The organism is Polyangium jinanense, assembly GCF_028435365.1.
Map to the genome: position 1 here is coordinate 107,396 of NZ_JAGTJJ010000020.1, position 19,819 is coordinate 127,214.

At 67.8% G+C, this 19,819-nt stretch carries 17 protein-coding genes; 5 read left to right on the forward strand and 12 right to left on the reverse strand.

What is annotated here, in order from left to right; translation table 11 throughout:
• The first annotated feature begins 21 nt into the window (after positions 1 to 21).
• Entirely contained in the window at positions 22 to 1,425 is a 1,404-nt protein-coding gene (locus KEG57_RS28180) for an FAD-dependent oxidoreductase (protein ID WP_272425714.1), read from the forward strand.
• On the opposite strand, the gene KEG57_RS28185 is transcribed toward KEG57_RS28180, so the two are convergent.
• The 5 genes from KEG57_RS28185 to KEG57_RS28205 form a co-directional block, all read right to left on the reverse strand.
• Positions 1,422 to 2,150: a glutathione S-transferase family protein gene (locus tag KEG57_RS28185; RefSeq protein ID WP_272425715.1), complete on the reverse strand. Its 729-nt coding sequence runs from the start codon at positions 2,148 to 2,150 to the stop codon at positions 1,422 to 1,424. The genes KEG57_RS28180 and KEG57_RS28185 overlap by 4 nt on opposite strands.
• Positions 2,151 to 2,160: 10 nt before the next feature.
• On the reverse strand, positions 2,161 to 2,619 hold the full coding sequence (locus KEG57_RS28190; RefSeq protein WP_272425716.1) for a hypothetical protein: 459 nt from the start codon (positions 2,617 to 2,619) through the stop codon (positions 2,161 to 2,163).
• A gap of 27 nt (positions 2,620 to 2,646) precedes the next feature.
• The gene (locus tag KEG57_RS28195) at positions 2,647 to 3,759 is read right to left on the reverse strand and encodes a lysylphosphatidylglycerol synthase transmembrane domain-containing protein (RefSeq protein ID WP_272425717.1); all 1,113 of its coding nucleotides are present in this window, start codon (positions 3,757 to 3,759) and stop codon (positions 2,647 to 2,649) included.
• Between the two features lie 66 nt (positions 3,760 to 3,825).
• Complete coding sequence (locus KEG57_RS28200) at positions 3,826 to 4,425, reverse strand: NADPH-dependent F420 reductase (protein WP_272425718.1); 600 nt, start codon at positions 4,423 to 4,425, stop codon at positions 3,826 to 3,828.
• A 37-nt stretch (positions 4,426 to 4,462) separates the two neighbouring features.
• Positions 4,463 to 5,119 carry a hydrolase gene (locus KEG57_RS28205; protein WP_272425719.1) on the reverse strand — a complete coding sequence of 219 codons (657 nt, stop codon included), beginning with the start codon at positions 5,117 to 5,119 and terminating at the stop codon, positions 4,463 to 4,465.
• 178 nt (positions 5,120 to 5,297) lie between these two features.
• On the opposite strand from KEG57_RS28205, the gene KEG57_RS28210 reads away from it, so the two are divergent.
• Positions 5,298 to 6,221, forward strand: a complete 924-nt coding sequence (locus KEG57_RS28210) for a LysR family transcriptional regulator (protein ID WP_272425720.1) — start codon at positions 5,298 to 5,300, stop codon at positions 6,219 to 6,221.
• A 56-nt stretch (positions 6,222 to 6,277) separates the two neighbouring features.
• On the opposite strand, the gene KEG57_RS28215 is transcribed toward KEG57_RS28210, so the two are convergent.
• The 4 genes from KEG57_RS28215 to KEG57_RS28230 all read right to left on the reverse strand — a co-directional run bounded on the left by KEG57_RS28215 (position 6,278) and on the right by KEG57_RS28230 (position 12,433).
• Complete coding sequence (locus KEG57_RS28215; protein ID WP_272425721.1) at positions 6,278 to 9,442, reverse strand: DUF4215 domain-containing protein; 3,165 nt, start codon at positions 9,440 to 9,442, stop codon at positions 6,278 to 6,280.
• A 220-nt stretch (positions 9,443 to 9,662) separates the two neighbouring features.
• Positions 9,663 to 10,031, reverse strand: coding sequence for a VOC family protein (locus KEG57_RS28220; protein ID WP_272425722.1), 369 nt, complete (start codon positions 10,029 to 10,031; stop codon positions 9,663 to 9,665).
• A gap of 421 nt (positions 10,032 to 10,452) precedes the next feature.
• Positions 10,453 to 11,541 (reverse strand): alpha/beta fold hydrolase, encoded by a 1,089-nt coding sequence (locus KEG57_RS28225; protein WP_272425723.1) that lies wholly within the window; start codon positions 11,539 to 11,541, stop codon positions 10,453 to 10,455.
• Between the two features lie 118 nt (positions 11,542 to 11,659).
• A complete protein-coding gene (locus tag KEG57_RS28230; RefSeq protein ID WP_272425724.1) occupies positions 11,660 to 12,433 on the reverse strand; it encodes a hypothetical protein in 774 nt (257 codons plus the stop codon).
• 449 nt (positions 12,434 to 12,882) lie between these two features.
• On the opposite strand from KEG57_RS28230, the gene KEG57_RS28235 reads away from it, so the two are divergent.
• Both KEG57_RS28235 and KEG57_RS28240 read left to right on the forward strand, forming a co-directional pair.
• The gene (locus KEG57_RS28235; RefSeq protein WP_272425725.1) at positions 12,883 to 14,193 is read left to right on the forward strand and encodes an AAA family ATPase; all 1,311 of its coding nucleotides are present in this window, start codon (positions 12,883 to 12,885) and stop codon (positions 14,191 to 14,193) included.
• Between the two features lie 9 nt (positions 14,194 to 14,202).
• Positions 14,203 to 15,918, forward strand: coding sequence for a tetratricopeptide repeat protein (locus tag KEG57_RS28240; protein WP_272425726.1), 1,716 nt, complete (start codon positions 14,203 to 14,205; stop codon positions 15,916 to 15,918).
• Here KEG57_RS28240 and KEG57_RS28245 read toward each other — a convergent pair.
• A complete protein-coding gene (locus KEG57_RS28245; RefSeq protein ID WP_272425727.1) occupies positions 15,915 to 16,775 on the reverse strand; it encodes a HEPN domain-containing protein in 861 nt (286 codons plus the stop codon). The two genes, KEG57_RS28240 and KEG57_RS28245, sit on opposite strands and share 4 nt — an antisense overlap.
• A gap of 131 nt (positions 16,776 to 16,906) precedes the next feature.
• Here KEG57_RS28245 and KEG57_RS28250 point away from each other — a divergent pair, with 131 nt between their 5' ends.
• A complete protein-coding gene (locus KEG57_RS28250) occupies positions 16,907 to 17,632 on the forward strand; it encodes a hypothetical protein (protein ID WP_272425728.1) in 726 nt (241 codons plus the stop codon).
• 131 nt (positions 17,633 to 17,763) lie between these two features.
• Here the strand turns inward: KEG57_RS28250 and KEG57_RS28255 are convergent, their stop codons facing one another.
• Together KEG57_RS28255 and KEG57_RS28260 are read right to left on the reverse strand one after the other, a co-directional pair.
• Positions 17,764 to 19,083 (reverse strand): nucleotide sugar dehydrogenase, encoded by a 1,320-nt coding sequence (locus tag KEG57_RS28255; RefSeq protein WP_272425729.1) that lies wholly within the window; start codon positions 19,081 to 19,083, stop codon positions 17,764 to 17,766.
• The gene (locus KEG57_RS28260) at positions 19,080 to 19,808 is read right to left on the reverse strand and encodes a tyrosine-protein phosphatase (RefSeq protein ID WP_272425766.1); all 729 of its coding nucleotides are present in this window, start codon (positions 19,806 to 19,808) and stop codon (positions 19,080 to 19,082) included. The genes KEG57_RS28255 and KEG57_RS28260 overlap by 4 nt, the downstream gene beginning before the upstream one ends.
• Between the last annotated feature and the right edge of the window lie 11 nt (positions 19,809 to 19,819).

Below are 19,819 nucleotides of genomic sequence, written 5' to 3' on the forward strand. Positions count from 1 at the left end.
CGCTTTACGAGACGCGGGAACATGCAGAAACACGCGGTCGTCATCGGTGCGGGCATGGCGGGCCTCTCGGCGGCGCGGGTGCTCGAGCGATTCTTCGAGAAAATCACGATTCTCGATCGTGACGAGCTCCCGGAGGGGCCCACCGCGCGCGCCGGCGTGCCGCAGGCGAGGCACGTGCATGCGCTCCTCACGCGAGGAGCCAAGGAGCTCGAGGCCATGTTCCCGGGCTTCCTCGCGGAGTACGAGGCGAAGGGCGCGCGCAGGCTCGACGTCGCCCACGAGGGCGCGATCCTGCGATATTCGGGCTGGCAGCAGCCGATGCGGAGCGGCTGCACGGCCTATCTCGCGACGCGGGATCTGACGGAATCGATCGTACGCCGGCGGCTCCGGGAGTGCGGCCGCGTGGAGATCCTCCCGCGGACCGAGGCGACGGGCCTGCACGTTCGTCCGGACGCGCCCGGCCGTGTCGCGGGCGTGCTCGCGGTGCAGCGGGGCGGCGGGACGAACCTCACGCTCCCGGCCGATCTCGTGGTCGACGCGAGTGGCCGCTCGTCGAAGGCGCCTTCGTGGCTCGCGTCGCTCGGCGCCGAGGTGCCGCGCGAGGAGGTGGTCGATTGTTACTCGGGGTATAGCTCCCGCTGGTACGAGGCCCCCGAGCAATTGCCGCCCGAGCTCTGGTGGAAGATGGTATGGCTCGACCCTTCGCCCGAGGAGAACCATTTCATGGGCGGTGTGCTCTTCCCGGTCGAGGGGCGCCGCTGGATCATCTCGCTCGTCGGGTACGCCAAGCATTACCCGCCGAGCGACGAGGATGGGTTCTTGCGCGCGCTCGGCGAACTGCGATCGCCGGTCCTCGCGCGTATGGCGGAGCTCGGAAGGCCCATCTCGCCGGTTTATTCGAGCCGCGCGGGCCAGAACCGTCTGCGCCGGTTCGACAAGCTCGCCCAGCCATTGCCGGGGTTCGTCGCCGTCAGCGACAGCGTGTGTACGTTCAACCCGGTGTATGGCCAGGGGATGACGGTGGCCACCCTCTCGGCGCGCGCCCTCGAATCCACGCTGGAGCGGGTTTCCCTCGGGGATCCGGGCTTCGAGCGGGTCTTCTTCGGCCATCAGCTCCGCACGATCGAGGACGCATGGAACCTCGCCACGAGCGCCGACATGCGGTTCCCGGGCGCGAAGAGTGATCTGCCGAGGCCGTCGAGGTTCGCGTCGTTCTTCGACGATTCCATCCAGCACACGATGACCCGCGACGCCGAGGTGCTGCGGCGGGTGATGCGCGTGTATTACATGATGAAACCGGTGCGCTCGCTCTTCGAGCCGGAGCTCGCCGCGCGGATCCTGCTCGGAGGCGCGGCGAGCATGGCCGCGTCGCGCCTCCACCCGAGGCCGCTCGCGAAAAAACCTCCGCCGCGCCCGGAAAGCTAGGCCGCAGGCTCGTTCGCCCAGTACGTCTCCCGGATCCGCTCGCAGAACGCGACGAGGTTCGCCTTCTCCAGCACGCGGGCCTTCACCGGGTTCTCGGGGGGCGTGAAGACGAGCGGCGCGAGGAGCCCGTACGCTGTCGTGTCGAGCGTCGAAGGCGCGTCGTCCAGGAAAAACGGTTTGTCCCCGAGCAGCTCGGAAGCCGCGTCCACGAGCGAGCGGCCCATGGCATACACCTCTTCCCGCGTGTGCCGCCCGATCCCCTGCGCTTTGAGCATGCTGCGCGTTTGCCGCTGCGCGAACGCGAGCAGCGGGGACACGGCGAAGCGCGGGACCCCGCCGGCCGTCATGCCCTGTGCGATCACGGAACGGAAGCAGGCGAAATCCTCGTCGCGCCACCAGCGCAGGTACACGAAGACGAAATAAAAATCGGCCTCGAACATCGATTTCATGGCGAGCCCGAGCGCACGCTCCTTCGGGCCGAAGCGGCCGTCGTTCAATCGATCGCCGTGCTTTTCGATGAGGTAATCGATGATCTGGCTCGAATCGGGGATCAGACGGTCGCCGTCCGCCGCGTAGGGGATTTTTCCCTTCGGCGCCTTGCGGAAATCGCCGAGCTCGCTGCGATACGGCAGCCCCGCCATGCGGAGCCACGTCTCGAGCTTGATGACGAACGGACCGAGGTCGGGCAAGCCAAACGCGGGGCCGAATTTGTAGACCGTCAGCATGATCGTTCCTTCAGTAAGGGGAATCGTCCTTGCCGTCCTTGCCGTCTTTGCCGCCGTCCTTCTCGGGCGGCGGGGGCGGAGGCGGGGGATCGGGCTTCCGCGGCGGATCGCCGTACTCGACGTGTAGCTTCTTCGCGAGCGCGTCGACGATCATCCGCTCGTGGTAGCTCGGCATCGTCGCGAGCTGCACCGTCACGCGCACGACGTCCTTGCCGCTCTTCACGATCTCGATCGAGCCCGCGTGCACGCGTTTTCCGCTCTCGGGGCTCGTGTACTTGAAGAGCAGGTAGCCGTGCTCGGGATCCTTTTCGGTGATCTCGAGCCCGAGATCCACGCGGACGAGGCGCACCGCCGTGCCCCAGGTCTGCTCGAACGTGTAGGGCGATTCGTAGGCCGTGGCCGCGAGCGCTTCGGGTTCGAAGGCGGGAACGAGGACCACGCCCCCGAGGAGGAACGCACAAAGGGCCATGCTCCAGAGCCTTCGCATACCCAGCATTTACCCCAAGGCTTCGGCCTTGGAAAAGCTTTCCGGCGCCCGCCGGAGCATCCACAGCCCGAGCCCGAGTCCGAACAGGTGAAAGCCCACCTGGGACGCGTACAGCACGAACACGAACGCGGCGCCGGGGCCCCGGAGCGTGTGCTCGGGGAAGTACATCGCGAGCGCCATGTACGTGGAGAGCTGGAACGCGCCGAAATAACCGGGCCCGGAGGGGACGAGGATCCCGATGCCGAGGCAGCCCATGGCCACACACGCCTCGGCCGGCGTGATCCCCGAGAGCCCCGACCCCCACGCGAGCAGCCACACCCCCGCGGCATTCACGCTCCAGTATGCGGCCGTTTCCAGGAGAAACGGCAAGAGGTGGCGGGGCGAGGGCAAGAAGCGGATGCCCTGCGCGACACGGTCGACGATGTCCGCGACGCGTTCGCCGAGGCGCGCGGAGACGAGGCCGACGACTTTTTGGGTGGCGCGGCGGGCGAAATCGCGGGCGAAGAAGAAGACGGCCATCGCGACGAAGGCCGAGAAGAAGAGGAAAAGCGCGACATTGGCGGCGCCGGGCACGGCGGCGACGGGGACGGGGAGATCGCCGATGTGATCGGGGAGGGGATCGAGCGGCGTGGCGCGGCGGAGGGCGACGAAGAGGATGGTGCTCAGCGCGAGGCCGTCGATGACGCGCTCGGCCCCGACGGTGCCGGTCGCCTCCCACATGCGGACGGAGCTGCGGCGGGTGACGAGGTACGGCCGGACGATCTCGCCGCTGCGCAAAGGTGAGAGGAGGATGGCGCCGAAGCCGACCCAGGAGACGGAGATGACGTCGCGAAGGGAAACCCGGCCGAGCGGGCGGAGGAGGTGGCGCCAGCGCGCCGCGCGGAACCAGTGGACGGCGGCGAGAGAGGCCACGTAGGCGACGACGGTCCAGGGGCGGAGGAGGTCGAAGGAGCCGTCCGGCGGGTAGAGAGGCAGGCCGCCACGAAGGAGGATCCAGGCGAGGCCGAGGCCGCAGAGGAGGGAGATGGCGAGGCGGCTGCGCCAGGGGGTCTGGGGGCGTTCGGGGGCGACGCTCGGGACGGGCGTGGCTTCGGGCGGGAGAGGCTCGTCCGCGGCGGACACGGCGCGCAGGGTGGCAGGACGAACGGACGGGGGCAAGGCGGGAGGTGCAGGACCTCGATTGAGAGATCAATCCAGCTCGATCAGATTATGCACCGGGAGCGGGCCGCCTGGAAATTGTTGTAACTTCCCGCCCATCGAAAGGCCGCCGAGGTCGAGCGTCGCGAAGCCGGCCTTCTCGAAGAGGCCACGCACCTCTGCCTTCGCCGCCTCGTCATCCCCGGACATGAAGAGCACCCGGCGACCTCCGGCCTGCCTGGGATCCGCCGCGAGCACGGCGGCGCGCAGCGTATTGGCGGCCTTGACCACGCGCGCGCCCGGGGCGAGCGACGCCACGACCTCGCTCGACGTGCGCCCGCCAAGATCGGCCAGGCGGAAACCGGGCTGAAGGACGGGGTTCGTCGCGTCGACCAGAATGCGATCCTTCCAGGCCGGCAGCCCGGACAGCGCCTCGGGCACTTGCTCCCACGGCACCGAGAGCATCACGAGATCCGTGGCCGCGGCTTCCTGTCGCGTGCCCGCCCGCGCACGGGGGCCGAGCTCGGCGACCAGCCCCGAGAGCGACTCCGGGCCGCGGCTATTGCTCACGAGCACCTCGTGTCCGGTGCTGGCCATGTGGCCTGCCAGGGCCTTCCCGATGCTGCCCGCGCCAATGATGCCAATCTTCACGACGACCTCCAGGTCCGTTTCTCCGGGATGTTCCGACTCACTTCTCCGGGGGTGTGGCGAGGAGCTGCTGCTCCCACGTGAAGCTCGTGCCGACGTTGCCCATGTGCTCGACCAGGAGCTTTGCAATGCCGGGAACCGTGGCCGTGCGAGCCCAATCACGCTGCAGTTCGGACGCGAACACCGTCCAGGTGAGGGGCACGGCGCCGGCCTGGATCATGCGCTGAATGGCCACCTCGTGCGCCTCGACGGACACGCCGCCCGAGGCGTCGGTCACGATGTAGACCTCGTAGCCCTCGCCGAGCGCGTGAATGACCGGAAACGCGAGGCAGATCTCGGTCCACAGCGCGGCCATGACGATCTTCTTCTTGCCGGTCTTCTTCACCCATTCGACGACGCGCGCGTCCTCCCAGGTATTGATGAAGGTTCGGTTGATGGGCTTTTGCTCGGGGAAGACGGCCTGGAGCTGCGGGAGGAGGTATCCGCCGCGCTCCTCGATGACCGTGGTCAAGAGCGTCGGTACGCCGAACAGCTTCGCGGCCTTGGCCAGCCCCACGACGTTGTTGATGATCGTCTGGGTATCGTGGCTACGCAGGCCGGCGAATTGGAAGGGCTGGTGATCGATGAGGATCAGCGCGCAGTTGTCGGACGTGAGCAGGGCTCCGAGGCCAGCCTTCGGGTTCTGGGGGGCGTTCATGTCGATCTCCACGGCAGTAGGGGTTCGAGAGCTCGTGGACCCGGCGCCGGGGGGCGGCGGGTCGCTGTTCGAGGCGGATGATGCAGGCGGGAGTCCTCTCCCAGTAGAGGGGACTTTGCGGAATCTGTTTCAACAAGATATTTAAAGTGTGCCTGACTCGCAGTAGCATCGGGGGTCGATGGAGACGCTGATCACGCTGGAGTCGTTCGTCCGCAGCGCGCAGGCCTCGAGCTTCTCGGCGGCCGCGCGCCGATTGGGGCTATCGCCCGCCGCCGTCAGTCAAAACGTCGCGCGGCTCGAGACGAAGCTCGGCGTGCGTCTGTTCCAGCGCAGCACCCGAGGGCTGACGCTGACCGAGGCGGGCGAGCGCTTCCTGCGCGAGGTCACGGACGGCCTCGACACGCTCCAGGCAGCCCTCGCCAACGTGTCCCTGGCCGCCGGCCAGCCGTCCGGCGTCCTCAAGGTCAGCATGTCCCCCGGACTCGGGCGCGGCTATCTCGTGCCCATGCTGAAGGATTTTCTCGCGCGGTATCCGGGTATCGTTCCGGACTGGCATCTCGACAACCGTCCGGTGGACCTCATCAACGAGGGTTTCGACGCGGCGATTGGCGGCGGATTCGAGCTTCCCTCGGGTTTGGCTGCGCGCGAGCTCGCCAGGGCGCACATCATTGCGGTGGCTTCCCCCTCTTATCTGGCCGGTCGCACACCACCCCGGGAGCCCGCGGACCTCCGCCACCATGACGGCATCCTCTTGCGTCCACCTGGAACCGGGCGCATCCGCGCATGGCTCTTGCGCAATCCCGCCGGCGAGCAGGTCTTCGCCGAGATTCCGCCGCGCATCATTCTCAGCGACCCGGACGCGCTCGTCCAGTGCGCCTTGATGGGCTTCGGCATCACCTTCGTCACGGTGATGGATGTGCTGCCGTATTTGCGGAACGGAACCCTCGTGCGGGTCCTTTCGGCGTGGCACGCCGACATTGGTCCGCTTTCGCTCTATTACGCCGGGCAAAGGCAGCTCCCGGCGAAGACGCGCGTGTTCGTGGATTACGTGGTCGACGCGTTCCGGCGGCAGGAGCTGGCCAAACAGTTTTCGGCCGTCTGAAGGGCGCGCGTGGGATACGCGGGGCGGCCCTTGCGCGAGGGCCGCCCCGGTCCTGTTCAGGCCGCGCGCCGTGGACGACGGCGCAGGGCGATCAGCGCCGCGCCGAGGACGAGCACGAGGCCCGAGCGCGTATCTCCGGTCGAGCCGACGGTACGGCAGCCGCAAGCGCCGCTGTCCTCGCCCGCCGTGCCAGCGCCGGTCCCGCCGCCGCCCGCGCCGCCTTCACCACCGGCGCCACCGGCGCCACCGGCGCCACCGGCGCCACCCGCGCCACCAGCGCCACCAGCACCGCCAGCACCGCCAGCGCCGCCCGCGCCACCCGCACCGCCAGCACCGCCCGCGCCGCCAGCGCCGCCAGCGCCGCCAGCGCCGCCGACTCCCATCGACTCGATCTGGCAGTCGGACGCGCAGCCGTCGTCAGAGCCGGTGTTCCCGTCGTCGCATTCCTCGACGCCGTCCTGCACGAACCCGTCGCCGCACTTGGCCCACACGCAGGTATTGAGGCAGGCGTCGGCATTCGACACGTTGCCATCGTCGCACGTCTCGACGCCCGTGTGCATCTGGCCGTCGCCGCACTTGGCCATCTTGCAGGTGTTCGTGCATGCGTCGGTGTTCGACGCATTCGCGTCGTCGCACTCCTCGCCCGCTTGCACGACGCCGTCGCCGCAGCCCGGCAGGCTGCAATTGTTCCGGCAGGCATCGTTGTCGATCTGGTTGCCGTCGTCGCACGCCTCGACGCCGTCCTGCAGGAAGCCGTCGCCGCACGCCGCATTCTTGCAGGTCACGAGGCACGCGTCCGTGTTCGATGCATTGCCGTCATCGCAGGCCTCGACGCCCATCTGCACGAAGCCGTCGCCGCACGCCGCATTCTTGCAGGTCGTGGTGCAGGCGTCCGCGTTCGACGCATTGGCATCGTCGCACTCCTCGACGCCCGCTTGCACGAAGCCGTCGCCGCAGCCCGACGTCTTGCACGTCGTGAGGCACCCGTCCGTGTTCGACGCGTTCCCGTCGTCGCACTCCTCGGCGCCGTTCACCATGCCGTCGCCGCAATAGAAGGGAGGCACGAATTCGTACGCGCCCATGTCGACCGCGGGGCCATTGGCGCCGTCCCCGTCCATCGGCCGCACATTGCCGTCGAGGTCCGTGAGGGGGGCGCCCACCGACGTGCCCTTGTCGATGCACGGGCTGCCCATGGCCAGGTGCAGGTCCGCCGGCGCGTTCACGAAGCCCGGATTCTGCGAAATGCAGCCCGTTCCTGGTACCACGTTATCGTAGTTCTCTTCGGTGCCCAGGACGTTCGTGTACGTGACGGTGGCCGTCGTCGTGCCCGTCGCGTTGTCCCGGTAGATGCCCGACGTGGTCCCGATGATGATGCTGTTCTTGACGTTCACGATCGCCGTCGCATTCGCAGCCGCCCTCAGGGTCACGCCGAACGCGCCTGGACCGTGGACCGTCGTGTTCGTCACGTTGAGCGTGCCGGTCGCGGTGTTCGTGGCGTTGAGGCTGATGTTATCCCAGTTGTTGCGGAAGAGCCCGTTCTCGATCGTCATCGTGGCGGTGCCGCTCTCCGGGCGGAAATCAACGCCATCCCACTCGTTGTCGCTCACGGTCAGGCCCGAGAAGGTGGGGGATGCATTGCCTTTCACGGTGATCCCGTACTCGTTGCTCTTGGTCGTGAAATTCTTGATGAGCGGCGCCCCCGCGTCGAGAAGCAGGCCGTAAAACGACGAATCGGTCGTGACGTTCAAAAGCCCGAGCACGTCGCCCGCGGCGCTCGAATGGATCGCATGGTACCCGTGCCGCACGTTCACGTACGTCAGCGTCGCCGCCGTCGCGCCCGAGAGCACCCGCACGCCATACCAGTTCTGCGCTGCCGCCACGAGGGCGCGCAGCGTGATGGGCGCGGCCGCCGTCCCGATGGCTTCCAGCGTCCCCCGCACCCGGATCTCGCCGCGCTCCGTGTCCGTGCCCGCCTTCATGATGTCGCCGTTCGAGAAGTTCACCACCACGCCCGGCTCGATCGAGAGCTTCCGGCCCGGCGGCACCGTGATGTCCCCCGCGACGGTATACGGCGAGCCTGCCAAGGTCAGCGTCGTATCGGTCCAGAGCGTCCCGTGATACCCCGGCGTCGCGTCATTCACGTACGGCAGCGCCCCGATATCCTGGCCCGCGTCCCCCGCGAACCTCGACGGCGAATTCGACGTGATCCGCAGGTCCGACAGCGGATTCACGTACAGCGGGTTCTCCGAAAAGCACCCCGGGCCGGGGGTCACATTCGAATAGTTCGTCGTGTTGTCCCAGACGTTCGAATACGTGACGTTCACCGTCGCCGCGCCGCCCGCCCCGTAGATGCCGGTGGTGTTGTCCGTCACGTTCGAGTTCTTGAGGTTCACCGTCGTCGATGCGCCCGAAGACGTGGAGACGGACACGCCGCGGTTCTGCTCGTGGATCGTGGCGCCCGTGATGTTCACCGTCGAGATGGCGTTCGACTCCGCCGACAGGTCGAGCCCGTAAAAGCTATTCCGGACCACGCAGTTGTTGATGGTGTTCACCGCGGCCACGCCCGTCGTCAAGATCCTGATGCCGCGGTTGGTATTGTTATTGATCGTGCAGCCGTTGATCGTCGCTGCGGCGGACTCCGCGATGTCGATGCCGACCGAGCCGCCGGAGACGCTCACGTTCGTGAGCGTCGGCGTGCCGGCGAGGAGGTAGAAGCCATACGTGGTGGCGGTGATCGTGGTATCGGAGACGGCGAGACCCATGCCCGCCGCGCTCGAGGTGATGCCTTGCCTCGCATGAGCGATCGACGCGCCGGAGATGGTGACGGCGCTCGCCGCACCGGCGCGGATGCCAAACCACGTGCCCACGGCCGACCCGCTCTGGGCCATGAACTGCACGGGGGTCGCCGCCGTGCCATTGACGTTGAGTTGCCCCTGCACGATCAGCTCGATGCGGGCCGTGTCGGTGCCGCCGGATTGCCCGTCGCTGCTCGCGAACCGCACGACGGTGCCGGCTTCGATGGTCAACGAGGCGCCGCTCGGCACCGTGACGTCCCCCTGGACGTTGTAGGGGCTGCCCGCAGCGGTCCAGGTCTGGGTGGCGATGGTGCCGCCGGCGATGGTCGTCGCGGCAACCGCTTCGCGTGGGAAAACCAGCGCGACAGTAAGCGCAAGGGCGAGCGCCATGCAATGCAGGGCGCTCGCAAAGGAACGAGGCGACATGATTCGAGGCCCTCCGAGAGGTCTTTGGTTCATGCTCAGCTACCCCGGGCGTCAGCGTGCTCACGGCGCCTCACGGCATCGTCAGCACAGGCCCAGCGTCCGGGAGATGCTCGGCGCGTCCCTGGGTCGCAGTTTTTTTTCGGGGGCCTCGATCTCGCCCGCGGAGGGGGACGGAGCGGAGGAGTAGGGCGGGAATTTTTCGATGGTCCGGGCGCAGCCGTCAGCAGGTCACCTCGAACAGGTGCCCGTTCGCGTCCACGAAGTAGACCCGGCCCGCGCCGCCGAGGGGATCCTCGGTCTTTCCGTTGCGTGGATCGTCCGGCTCGTTGCCGAACGGCAAGCCGCGCGCTTCGAGCCGCTTCACGACCTCGGCGAACCGATGCGCGTCGACCCGAAAGGCAATGTGCTCCGGGTTCACGATCGTCGCCGCATTGAACAGCAGGAACGCCCCGTGCTCCAGGTCGATGCGGTACATGTCATCGTCGGCGCCGTCGACGGTCGGCTCGGGCGCGCCCAGGATCGCGGCCAGGTCTCTGGCCGACGTCTGCGCATCGTGGGCGGCGAGGCCGATGTGATCGATTTTGAGCATTTCAAACCTCCTCGGTCAGCGCACGTCGTTCGGAGTCATGGTCGGGCGAACGTTTTACCACCGAGTCCGGCGTGTGGGGGTGCCTTGGGGCCGCCTCGCCGGGGCGCCGCCCCGGACCCCCGCGGGGGCTATTCGCCCCTCGACCCGAACCAGGGCAAGCCCTGGACCTTTTGTGGGAGAACTGCGCGGTGCGCAGTTCTCCCAGCAGGCCGGTGCAAGACCAGGGACGGCGTTGCCAGTCACGGCGGTCTTGGTTGGCAGGGCCTTCCCTGGTCTTGACCTGGCCTGTTCGATGAACTGCGCATCGCGCAGTTCATCGACCCCGGGTCCAGCGCTTGCGCTGGTCCGGGTGCAGGGGCGGATAGCCCCTGCTGGGGCCTGGGGCAACGCCCCAGCGCAGCGGCATCAGGATGCCTCTGCCTCACGGCGACGGCGGCACGCTCTTCAAGAACGCGACGAGTGCGCTCCGGTAGATGTCGAACGTCTCCACTTGGGGGAGGTGCCCGGCTTCTTCGATCTCGACGAGCTTCGAGCCTGGGATTGCGCGCTGTGCGGCGCGCCCGAGTTCGGGATAGTTTCCGAGGGAGGACGCGAGTTCCTTTGGCGCCCAGGCTTTGCCGAGTGCGGTGCGATCTCGCTGGCCGATGATGAGCAGCGTGGGCACGCGGATGCGCGGGAATTCGTATACCACGGGCTGCGTGAAGATCATTTCGAACGTTGCTGCCGAGCACCATGCGACTGTTCGGTAGTCAGGGGCGCGCGTGAAGCCTGCGATCGGCTCGAGGAGCTTGTCGTAGCTCGGCTCCCATGCGCCCGCGAAGTAGCTCGTCCGCATGTATTCGCGGATCTTCTCGGGCGTCTGCTCGAATTCGTCCGCGAAGGCCTGCCCGACGGGCTTGTATGGCACCACGGTCTTCCAGTCCTCGAGACCGATCGGGTTCACGAGTGCGAGGCCTGCCGTCGCTGCCGGGAACATGAGCGCGTATCGCGTGGCGAGCATGCCGCCCATCGAATGGCCGACGACGAATGCGCGAGGCACGCCGATGGATTCGAGCAGCGCGTGCGTGTTCCTTGCGAGCTCCTGGAAGATGAATGGATAATCGGCTGGCTTCGAGGACTTGCCGAATCCGATTTGATCGGGGGCCACGACACGGTATCCCTCGTCGAGCAGCGCTCGCATCGTGGGCTCCCAGTACGCGGAGACGAAGTTTTTGCCGTGCAGGAGCACCACCGTGGAGCCGTTGGGACGAGCGGGGCTCACGTCCATGTAGCGCATCGCGAGCCAGCGCCCGCGGTACGCCACGGGGAAGGTCTTCACCTCGAACGGGTAGGCGTAGCCCGAGAGCTCTGCGTCGAACGTCTGGCCGGGAGCGGCCGGCTTCGCCGGCGACGAACCACGCGAGCTCGCGGCCGATGCAAGTTGCGAAAGGGAGAGCGCCGCGGCCGGCTGACAAGCGGCCATCACGAGCGCGACGCCCGCGAGGGCCGCACGACGAAACGGGTCGATCATCGGGGCGAGTCTATCACAGGAGCGCTTCTATCTCGGGTACACCGGGTCGATGATGGACGCGCGAAAGGCGTGCGAGCGCGTCCAGGCTTCGACCCGCCCGCGGTGAGGCCAGGTCGAATCAGGTGTCGGAAGCCGGCGCGGGCGGCTGCGCCGGGGTGGCCGTATCCTCGGCCTCGGGGAGCCCGGCGCGGCGGCGGGCGGTGGGTCGCACGCGATCGGCGAGCGCGGGCCGCCGGGCCAGCGTGAAGAGGCCTGCCAGCGTATCCGCGACGCCGGGATACACGCTTCCCCAGCGAGCCATGTGCTCGTCTTTTGCGTTTTGCGTGAGCTGCGCCTCGCGCTTCTCGCGCTCGACGTCCTGGAGGGCTGTGCGGAGTGCGGCCGCGGCGATTGCGAGGTCGTCGGCGGCGGCGAGCGGGGTGAGCGTCAGGCTCTTGATCTTGGGCTGCTCGGTCAGCGGGCGCTCGCGCAGGAGTTTTTCGGCTTGGCCGGCGAGGCCGAGGAGGTGCTGCGGATCCTCGGGGAGGGCGCTGCTGAGGCCATACGCGTCGGCGACGGCGGGGCCATAGCTGCGGGTCACGATCTCGCGCAGGGAGGAATAAACATTTTTCAGCTCGGCGCCGCGCTCGTCGCGTGCGGTGCGATAGCCATCGTCGTCGGCGAGCTCGGCGGCGTGGGCGCGATCGGCCGCTTCGAGCGATTCGACGTAACGGCCGAGCGTATCACCGATGGCCGCGATGAAATCGGCGACGGTGACCTTTTCGGGTGCGCCCTTGGGAAAGAGGAGCGCTTCGAGCTCCGCGGCGGCGTCCGGGCCGTGCACGGTGGCCGCGCTCTGCACGGCGCGGGCGATGGCTGCACGATCGGCAACCATCTTGGAGACTTTGCTCATGGTACCTCCTTGTCGAAGGTGGCCGGTGTAACACGGGAGGGGTAGGCAGGGGAACAGGTTTCAGAATGAAAGAGGAGGGGGGGCGTACGTTTGGGGAGCGGGGGGGCGCCGGGGGAAGGCGCGCCGGGCGAGCCGGGACGTGGGTTTCAGGCGGGGAAGGGCGCGGCAGGGGGCAAGGGAGGGGAGGTGTCGTCGGTGAGGCGCGGAGGGGGCGGGAGGGGATGGGGGTTCGGGTTTGGTGGAGGCGTGCTGGCGGCGACGGCGGAGGGGTCGCGGGTTGGGAGGGGCGGGGCGGAGCGCTCGCGGAGGGGATGTCACGGTGGTATAGCCGGGACGGCTGTTCGGGGAGCCGTCTGTGCCGGCCCCCGGCGCGGTCCGGCGTCCTGCGACGTTGGCTTGGCCGAAGCCGAGGCATGCCGACAGAATGATCCTGTGGAAGGAAGGTCCTCATGCCGCCCAGCCGAGTGAACGCCGCGTGGCTTCAGCCGATCAGCACGGATCCTGGGCTGCTCGTGAACCGCGAGGAGGAGCTCGACGACCTCGTGCGGCGGCTCGACGAGCTCCGCGAGGCGCAGCTCCGCGACGCGCACTTCCTGATCACGGGAGCGCGGGGCGTTGGGAAATCGATCTTCACGCGGGCGGCGCTGGCTCGCTTCGAGCAGAAGTTCCCCGACCATGCCGTCTGCCTCACGGTGGACAGTCGCGGCCTTCGTTACAGGCCCTTCCTGAACCGGTTCGCGAACGCGCTCGTCGAGGGGATCAAGCCGCGCGCGGAGAGGTTCAAGCGCCTGGGTATCGCCCGCGTCCTCGAGCAGCTCGCGCTCTTCGCGAACCATAGCCAGATCAACCGCACGCAGACGGATACGATCAGTCGGCGGTACGGCGCCGACGCGACGCTCGGCGCGGATCTGCTGCTCAAGCTCCAGAGCAAGCTCACCTGGGAAGAGACACGGAGCGTCGGGCAGACGGTCCAGCTCTCGTTGACGGTGACCGACGAGCTGCTCCACGCGGCGATCACGGCGACCCTGGAGCGCCTCGCCGAGGACGATTCGCGCTGGATGGTCGTCGTCTTCTTCGACGACCTCGACCAGGCGCTCCCCACGGACCACGAGGAGGACGTGGCGATGCTCTTCCGCCACGTCCTCGATCTTCGGCCCTGCATCTCCCTCGTGCACTTCCGGACGGAGGCCCTCGTGGAGAACGTCGCTCGGGAGGCGACCGAGAAGATCGACCTGAAGCCGCTCACGTCCGAGGTGCTCTTCGAGCTCGTTCGCCGGCGGCTCGAAGCGGCGACCGAGACGGTGAGAAAGCAGTTTCCGCTGGACACCGACTGGTCCGCCGTCCACCGCCTCGCCGCTTGCACCGGTAACCCCCTGGTTTTCCTCAAGTGGGTGCACGGCCTCATGCGCTCGCAGCTTTGGCCGCCGCTCGAGAGCTGGAAGGATCCCGGGAACCTCGCCCGCCTCGTCTTCACCGCGGATCCCTTCAATGGCGCGGACCCGGAGCTCGTGCGCCGTCTGGCCGAGACCGTGGATCGCTGCGATGGAGGGCGGCCTCAGGCGACGCTCCTGCGAGAGGACCTCCTCCGCGGGTGTGCCAAGACGGACCCAGGAAAGGCGCCCGGCCTGACGGAGCAGGAGACCGACGACCTCGTGAAGCTCCAGGTGCTGCTCCCGAAGCACCGCTTCCAGCCGACCTTGGGGTACCGCATGCAGCCGGTGCTCGATCTGCTGCGCCCGAGCGTGCGCGACAAGCTCTGAGTCCGAGACATGCGCGCTCTGCACCTTATCGGCCTGCGGACGGCCACTGGCAAGAAGGTCCGTCTCTACCCCGCTGACACCTTTCCGCTCTTTTTGCCGTCGTGGCTCGTCGAGAGTGATCGCGAGATTCTGCTCGCGTTCTACCAGCAGATTCTCGCCGAGGACACACTGCGCCGCGTCGAGGTCGAGTGGTATCGCAGCATCGTCGACGCGGACCGCGAGTATCTGCGCAACCTCCGCGAGCGCCACGGATCCGACGAATACCTCGTCGTCGTGAAGGTGCGGCGCCCTGACGTCGATCTGAACGACGTCCTCGCGCAGCCGGAGCTCCAGGGTTTTCAGCATGTGGCCATTGCGAGCGACTTTCCCGTGGCCAATGAGAGCCTGGGGAAGCTCGGCGAGATCACGCGTCTCGTGCAGACGACGGCGGAGGAGATCTACGAGGAGATGGTCCGCGAGCTTGGGCTGCGCTCGGATGGGATCGAGCTCGTGGAGCCTCTCGTCCAGACGCTGCTCAATCCGATCCTCGTCATCGAGACGTACAACGCGTTGCTCGATGTCCATGCGGAGAACGTGGCGAGCGAAAACCAGCGGGATGCCATCTACCGGCGTATTCTCGGCCGGCTTCTCGACACCATGCCGGGAGGCGAAGTTGTGGGCCTGGTTGTCTTGGCGCTGCGCGGAGAGAACGGGTTCGCCGCGGCTATTGAAGAGCCCGAGCGCACGAACGTACTCGCGTCGCTCCGCGGCCGGATGCTTGTGCGCGACCGGCAGATCATCCGCTGGGCAAGGTTCCTGTCGGAGGAGTTCGTGCGTGAGCTGCTGCGCGAGCGCGTTCAGCGGCTCGCGTACCCGAAGGCAAGGCCGGCCCGTGGCGCACGACGCGTCATGAAGTGGCTAGATCTGGCGGCCCAGCCCGTCGCGGAGGATCGCTTGCGTGCCGATGTCTCCGCGATCTTCGGATGGCTCAACGAAGGGCAGCTCGGCCGAGCACGCACGGAGCTCCAAGCGCTGGAAAGCCGCCTCGACGAACCGGGCTTGACGATGCTGACCCGGACCTACTACTGGCTCGCCGTGGCGCGCATGCTTGAGCTGGAAGGACGGTGGGCTGACGCCGAGCCGGTCTTCCGCGAGGCGCTCCGGCTTCAAGAAGAGGCAGGTGTCGATGCGGCCCTTCGCGGCGTCACCCTTGGCGCGCTCGCGCGGAGCCTGCGCGACAGTGGTCGATGGTCCGGGGCCGAGCCCCTCTTCCGCGAGGCGCTCCGGCTCCAAGGAGAGGGAGGAGCCACCGCCATCACGCGCGGCATCATCCTCCACGAGTTCGCGTGCGGCCTGCGCGACAATGGTCGCTGGACCGAGGCCGAGCCGCTCTTCCGCGAGACGCTCCGGCTTAAAGAAAAGGGAGGTGATACCGCCACCAGCCGTGGCAGCACCCTGCACCACCTCGCGCGCGGTCTGCGCGACAACGGACGCTGGGTCGAAGCAGAGCCGATGTTCCAGGAAGCGTTGCGACTGAAGCGAGAAGGCGCGGCCTCGCCAAAGAGCCAGGCGATGACGCTCCGCGCGTACGCCCGGGGGCTCCGAGCACACGGTCGGCACGAAGAAGCCGCCCAGTTCGAAGCGGAGGCCGACCTCCTCGACGAAGCTGGAACGCGTGTCGTCGAGACCTCAGCCCAAGCGACAGCGCGCGACGCGGCGGGGTCCGACGAGTCCGGCGGCGATTAGCTGCCGCCCGCCGACGCTCGTAGACCGGCCAATTTCTCCTGACACACCCGCTCCACCACGGCCGCGAGCGCCCGCACCCGCTCGCCCAGGGTGGCGAGTTCCTCCGCCGTGACGCGATAACTCTTGTCGTACCGCGCGTCGATGTATGCGCGTCGGAGGAGCTCGAAGAGATGCTTGTCCTCGGGCGTCGTCCGCGGAAGCGCCCCGCGCAAATCCGGGTGCAGCGGCGCGACCTCGTCGTCGAGCTCCTCCAGGTTGTGGGACTTCCGCTTGTACCCCGTGTACACGAGGCTCACGGCCACGTAGAGCCGCTCTGCGGCCTGGTGGAGCAGAAAGGCCGCGTGCGCATTGAGCCCGTTGCCGCAGAAAAACTCGAAGCCTTTCAAGAATCCCGTGGCGCTCTCGAACCAATACGAAAAATTCCGCTCCGCCCTCTCGGCTCGCTCCTTGGGCGTCGCCTCTTTGGGCTTCGTGAGCGCGTGGCGCCGCGAATCGTACAGGAGTACGCCCTCGTTCCGGATGTCACCGAAGAAGTAGTTCCCAGCGCGGATCTCGCGATTCACGTACTTGATGTCGTGGGCGATCAACGTGATCGGCGCCTCGCCCGACACCTCCCGCGCCTTCGTCCCGAGCTCGGACCAGAGTGCCGTGTCCTCGGCGAGCTTCGGGCTCTCCACGATCGCGAGCAGGTCGTAATCGCTGAAGTAGCCGTGCTCCGGATCCTCCACCCAGTCGCCGCGGGCGTGGCTGCCGAAGAGGATCAGCATGTCGAGCGGCGCCCCGGCCCGAAGGATCTCGGTGATCGCGCGGAGCTCCTCCTGCTTGCGAGCGGGCAGGTGGTCGAGCGAGGTCTTCATGGAGCTCCGAGGGGCGCGAGGTGCGGCAAGCTTTGCCGGGTTCGTCCCGGAAACGCAAGCTCCACGGCGCTCCCCGCCGACGTCTTTGCGTGCTTGACCTCTCTCGCCAGTTTCTCCAAGCTCGCCGGCCCATGACCTGGCGCCGTGCCCTCGTTCCCCTCCACGTGCTCGTCACGCTCTCCGCGGGCGCCTTCGGTTGCGCTTCGGGCGCGCCCGCGCCTCAGCCATCGGGCGCGCCCGCGCCTCAGCCATCGGGCGGGCCTGTCGCCTCTGCATCCGCCGAAGAGCCTGTCGTCTCTGCATCCGTCGAAGAGGAAGATTGGGCGCGCGCGGATACGCCGGTGCCGCCCGAAAAGGGCTGCCCCGCCGCGCCGCCCACGGAGAAGGGCGCCTGCGGTTCCGCCGCTCGGCTCTGTACGTATGCCTCGTCCCTGGGGTGCGGGGACGTATACGATTGCCACCTCGGGAAGTGGGTGGCTTCACGCTTGCCGTGCACGGACGCGCATCGGGACGGCGCTTGCGCCCCGGAGCCGAAGCGGGACCACCCTCCGAAGACGCCGATCGAGAAAAGCCCTATTTGCCTCTATTCCGGGCCCACGGCGTGCAGCTACCACGTCGACGCGCCGCCGCAGCCGTGCAGCGGCGTGCCCCGGGAGGCGCCGCCGCTCAAGTTCGTGTGGCGCTGCGAAAAATTGACCTCCGGCGGATGTGGAGCTGGTTTCGCCGAAGGCGAGCGCTGCGCGCCCGAAGGCGCGTCCTGCGGGACGACCTGCTGCGGGACGAGCGCGGTTTGCTCGGGTGGGAAGTGGCACGTCACAGAGCACGGCTGCCCGCCGCAAGCGCCCGGAGGGCGCTAGATGGTCTAGCAGCCTGTGGACTTATCTGCTGCGCGCCCCGAATCGTTGGTCGACATCGCTCGAAATCCTTCAGGATTCCTCGCTCCGTCGCCCTAGCTTCGGGGCGCTCGCGACGATAATTCCACAGGCTGCTAGAGCCGCACGACCTTCGACTTGTCCCCCTCGACCTTCCGGAGCGCATCCCGCGTATCGACCACGAGCTTCGCCTCTTTGAGAAGCCGCCCATAATCGACCGACGCGTGATCCGTCACGATCACCACCGCATCGTATTCGCCATACGCCACGGTGCTCGGCTCCGACCGCATCACGATGCCACCTTCATCGCATTCGGGCACGTACGGATCGTGATACCGCACCTCGGCCCCGAGCTCCTGCAGCTGATGAATGATGTCGAACGCCGGCGACTCGCGGTAATCGGCCACGTCGCGCTTGTACGCGACCCCGCTCACCAGGATCTTCGATCCATTCGCCGCCTTCCGCTCCCCATTGAGCGCCTGCTGCACGAGGTGCACCACGTATTCGGGCATCGCGCTGTTGATCGTGTCGGCGAGCTCGATGAACCGCGCCTGATACTTCAACGTCCGCATCCGCCACGACAGATACAGCGGGTCGATCGGGATGCAATGCCCGCCGAGGCCCGGGCCCGGGAAGAAGGGCATGAAGCCGAACGGTTTTGTGGCTGCCGCCCGGATGACCTCCCAGACGTCGATGCCGAGCTTCCGGCTCATCAGCGCGACCTCGTTCACGAGGCCGATGTTCACCGCGCGGAACGTGTTCTCGAGCAGCTTTACCATCTCGGCCGCGTCCGTGCTCGAAACCGGCACCACCGTCTCGATGATCTTGCTGTAGAGCGCCATCGCGACTTCGAGGCAGCCAGGCGTCGCGCCGCCGAGCACCTTCGGCGTGTTGCGCGTGCCGTACGTCTTGTTGCCCGGATCCACGCGCTCGGGGCTGAACGCGATGAAGACGTCCTTGCCGAGCTCGTACTTGCCCGCCGTGAGCTTCGGGACCAGGACCTCGCGCGTCGTGCCGGGGTACGTCGTCGACTCCAGCACGATCAGCATGTTCGGGTGCTGGTGCTCCGCGATCTCCTCGCTCGCCGACAGGATGAAGCGCATGTCGGGGTCTTTGGTCTTGTTGAGCGGCGTCGGGACGCAGACCACGATCGCGTCGGCCGAGCCGAGGATGTCGGGGTCGGTCGTGGCGCGCAGCCGGCCCGCCGCGACGTGCGGCGCGAGCGCCGAGGACGGGATGTCCCCGATGTACGACTCGCCGAGGCCGAGCAACCGAACCTTCTCGCGATCCTTGTCGTAGCCGGTGACGGAGAAGCCGGCCTGGGCGAACTCCACGACGAGCGGCAGCCCGACGTAGCCGATGCCCACGACGACGATGTGCGCGCTACGATCCTCGATCTTCTTGAGAAGCTCCTGCACGATGCGTGTCCCTTTCACGAGTCGACCCGGCCTTCCAGGATGGAAAGCGGTCCTTCAATCAGCATGTCGCGTGCCTCCGCCGCGCCGAGCGCCCGGTGGAGGTGGTCGATGCCCGCGGCGACGTCCTCGACGTCCCGCGGGCCATGGGCGTCGCTGCACGCCGCGTAGTAGTACCCGTCTTCCAAGAGCGCCTCCGCGCACTTGCGCGTCGCCCGGCCGTACTTGCCAACGAGCGAGGCGACGTCGAGCAGAAGGACGACGCCGCCGTCGAGCAGCGGATCGAGCACGGTGCGGTCGTCCCAGACGGGCTCGTACCGCTCGGGGTGCGCGAGGACGGGGCGGAGCTTTTTCTTGCGGCGGAGGTCGGCGAAGCGGGACGCGAGGCGCGCGGGGAAGGCGCGCGGGGAGAGCTCGACCAGGACGGCGCGTTCGCCGGGGTAGGGGAGCGCTTCGCCGCGCATGAGGCGCTCGTAGACGACGTCGTCGAAGAAGTGCTCCGAGGAGAGCGCGAGCTCGGGCAAGCCGGGCGCGTCCGCGAGGGCCTTGCGCGTGGCCTCGTAGGCGCGCGCGAGGTCGCTCTTCGTGTTGTCGAACATCCCGGGGCGCATGTGCGGCGTGGCGACGACCTTGCCGAACCCCGCGCCCGCGAGGCCTGTGAGCAGGGCGCGGCTGTCCGCGACGGTCCGGACGCCGTCGTCGATGCCGACCACCCAGTGGCAGTGCAGGTCGATGTAACCCGTCATCACGCGCCGCG

Coding starts and splice junctions, on each gene's coding strand:
- KEG57_RS28225 (WP_272425723.1), bottom strand. CDS start 11,541: ATGATCGACCCGTTTCGTCGTGCGGCCCTCGCGGGCGTCGCGCTCGTG.
- KEG57_RS28245 (WP_272425727.1), bottom strand. CDS start 16,775: ATGAAGACCTCGCTCGACCACCTGCCCGCTCGCAAGCAGGAGGAGCTC.
- KEG57_RS28215 (WP_272425721.1), bottom strand. CDS start 9,442: ATGTCGCCTCGTTCCTTTGCGAGCGCCCTGCATTGCATGGCGCTCGCC.
- KEG57_RS28250 (WP_272425728.1), top strand. CDS start 16,907: ATGACCTGGCGCCGTGCCCTCGTTCCCCTCCACGTGCTCGTCACGCTC.
- KEG57_RS28185 (WP_272425715.1), bottom strand. CDS start 2,150: ATGCTGACGGTCTACAAATTCGGCCCCGCGTTTGGCTTGCCCGACCTC.
- KEG57_RS28205 (WP_272425719.1), bottom strand. CDS start 5,119: ATGAACGCCCCCCAGAACCCGAAGGCTGGCCTCGGAGCCCTGCTCACG.
- KEG57_RS28180 (WP_272425714.1), top strand. CDS start 22: ATGCAGAAACACGCGGTCGTCATCGGTGCGGGCATGGCGGGCCTCTCG.
- KEG57_RS28210 (WP_272425720.1), top strand. CDS start 5,298: ATGGAGACGCTGATCACGCTGGAGTCGTTCGTCCGCAGCGCGCAGGCC.
- KEG57_RS28230 (WP_272425724.1), bottom strand. CDS start 12,433: ATGAGCAAAGTCTCCAAGATGGTTGCCGATCGTGCAGCCATCGCCCGC.
- KEG57_RS28260 (WP_272425766.1), bottom strand. CDS start 19,808: ATGACGGGTTACATCGACCTGCACTGCCACTGGGTGGTCGGCATCGAC.
- KEG57_RS28235 (WP_272425725.1), top strand. CDS start 12,883: ATGCCGCCCAGCCGAGTGAACGCCGCGTGGCTTCAGCCGATCAGCACG.
- KEG57_RS28220 (WP_272425722.1), bottom strand. CDS start 10,031: ATGCTCAAAATCGATCACATCGGCCTCGCCGCCCACGATGCGCAGACG.
- KEG57_RS28240 (WP_272425726.1), top strand. CDS start 14,203: ATGCGCGCTCTGCACCTTATCGGCCTGCGGACGGCCACTGGCAAGAAG.
- KEG57_RS28190 (WP_272425716.1), bottom strand. CDS start 2,619: ATGGCCCTTTGTGCGTTCCTCCTCGGGGGCGTGGTCCTCGTTCCCGCC.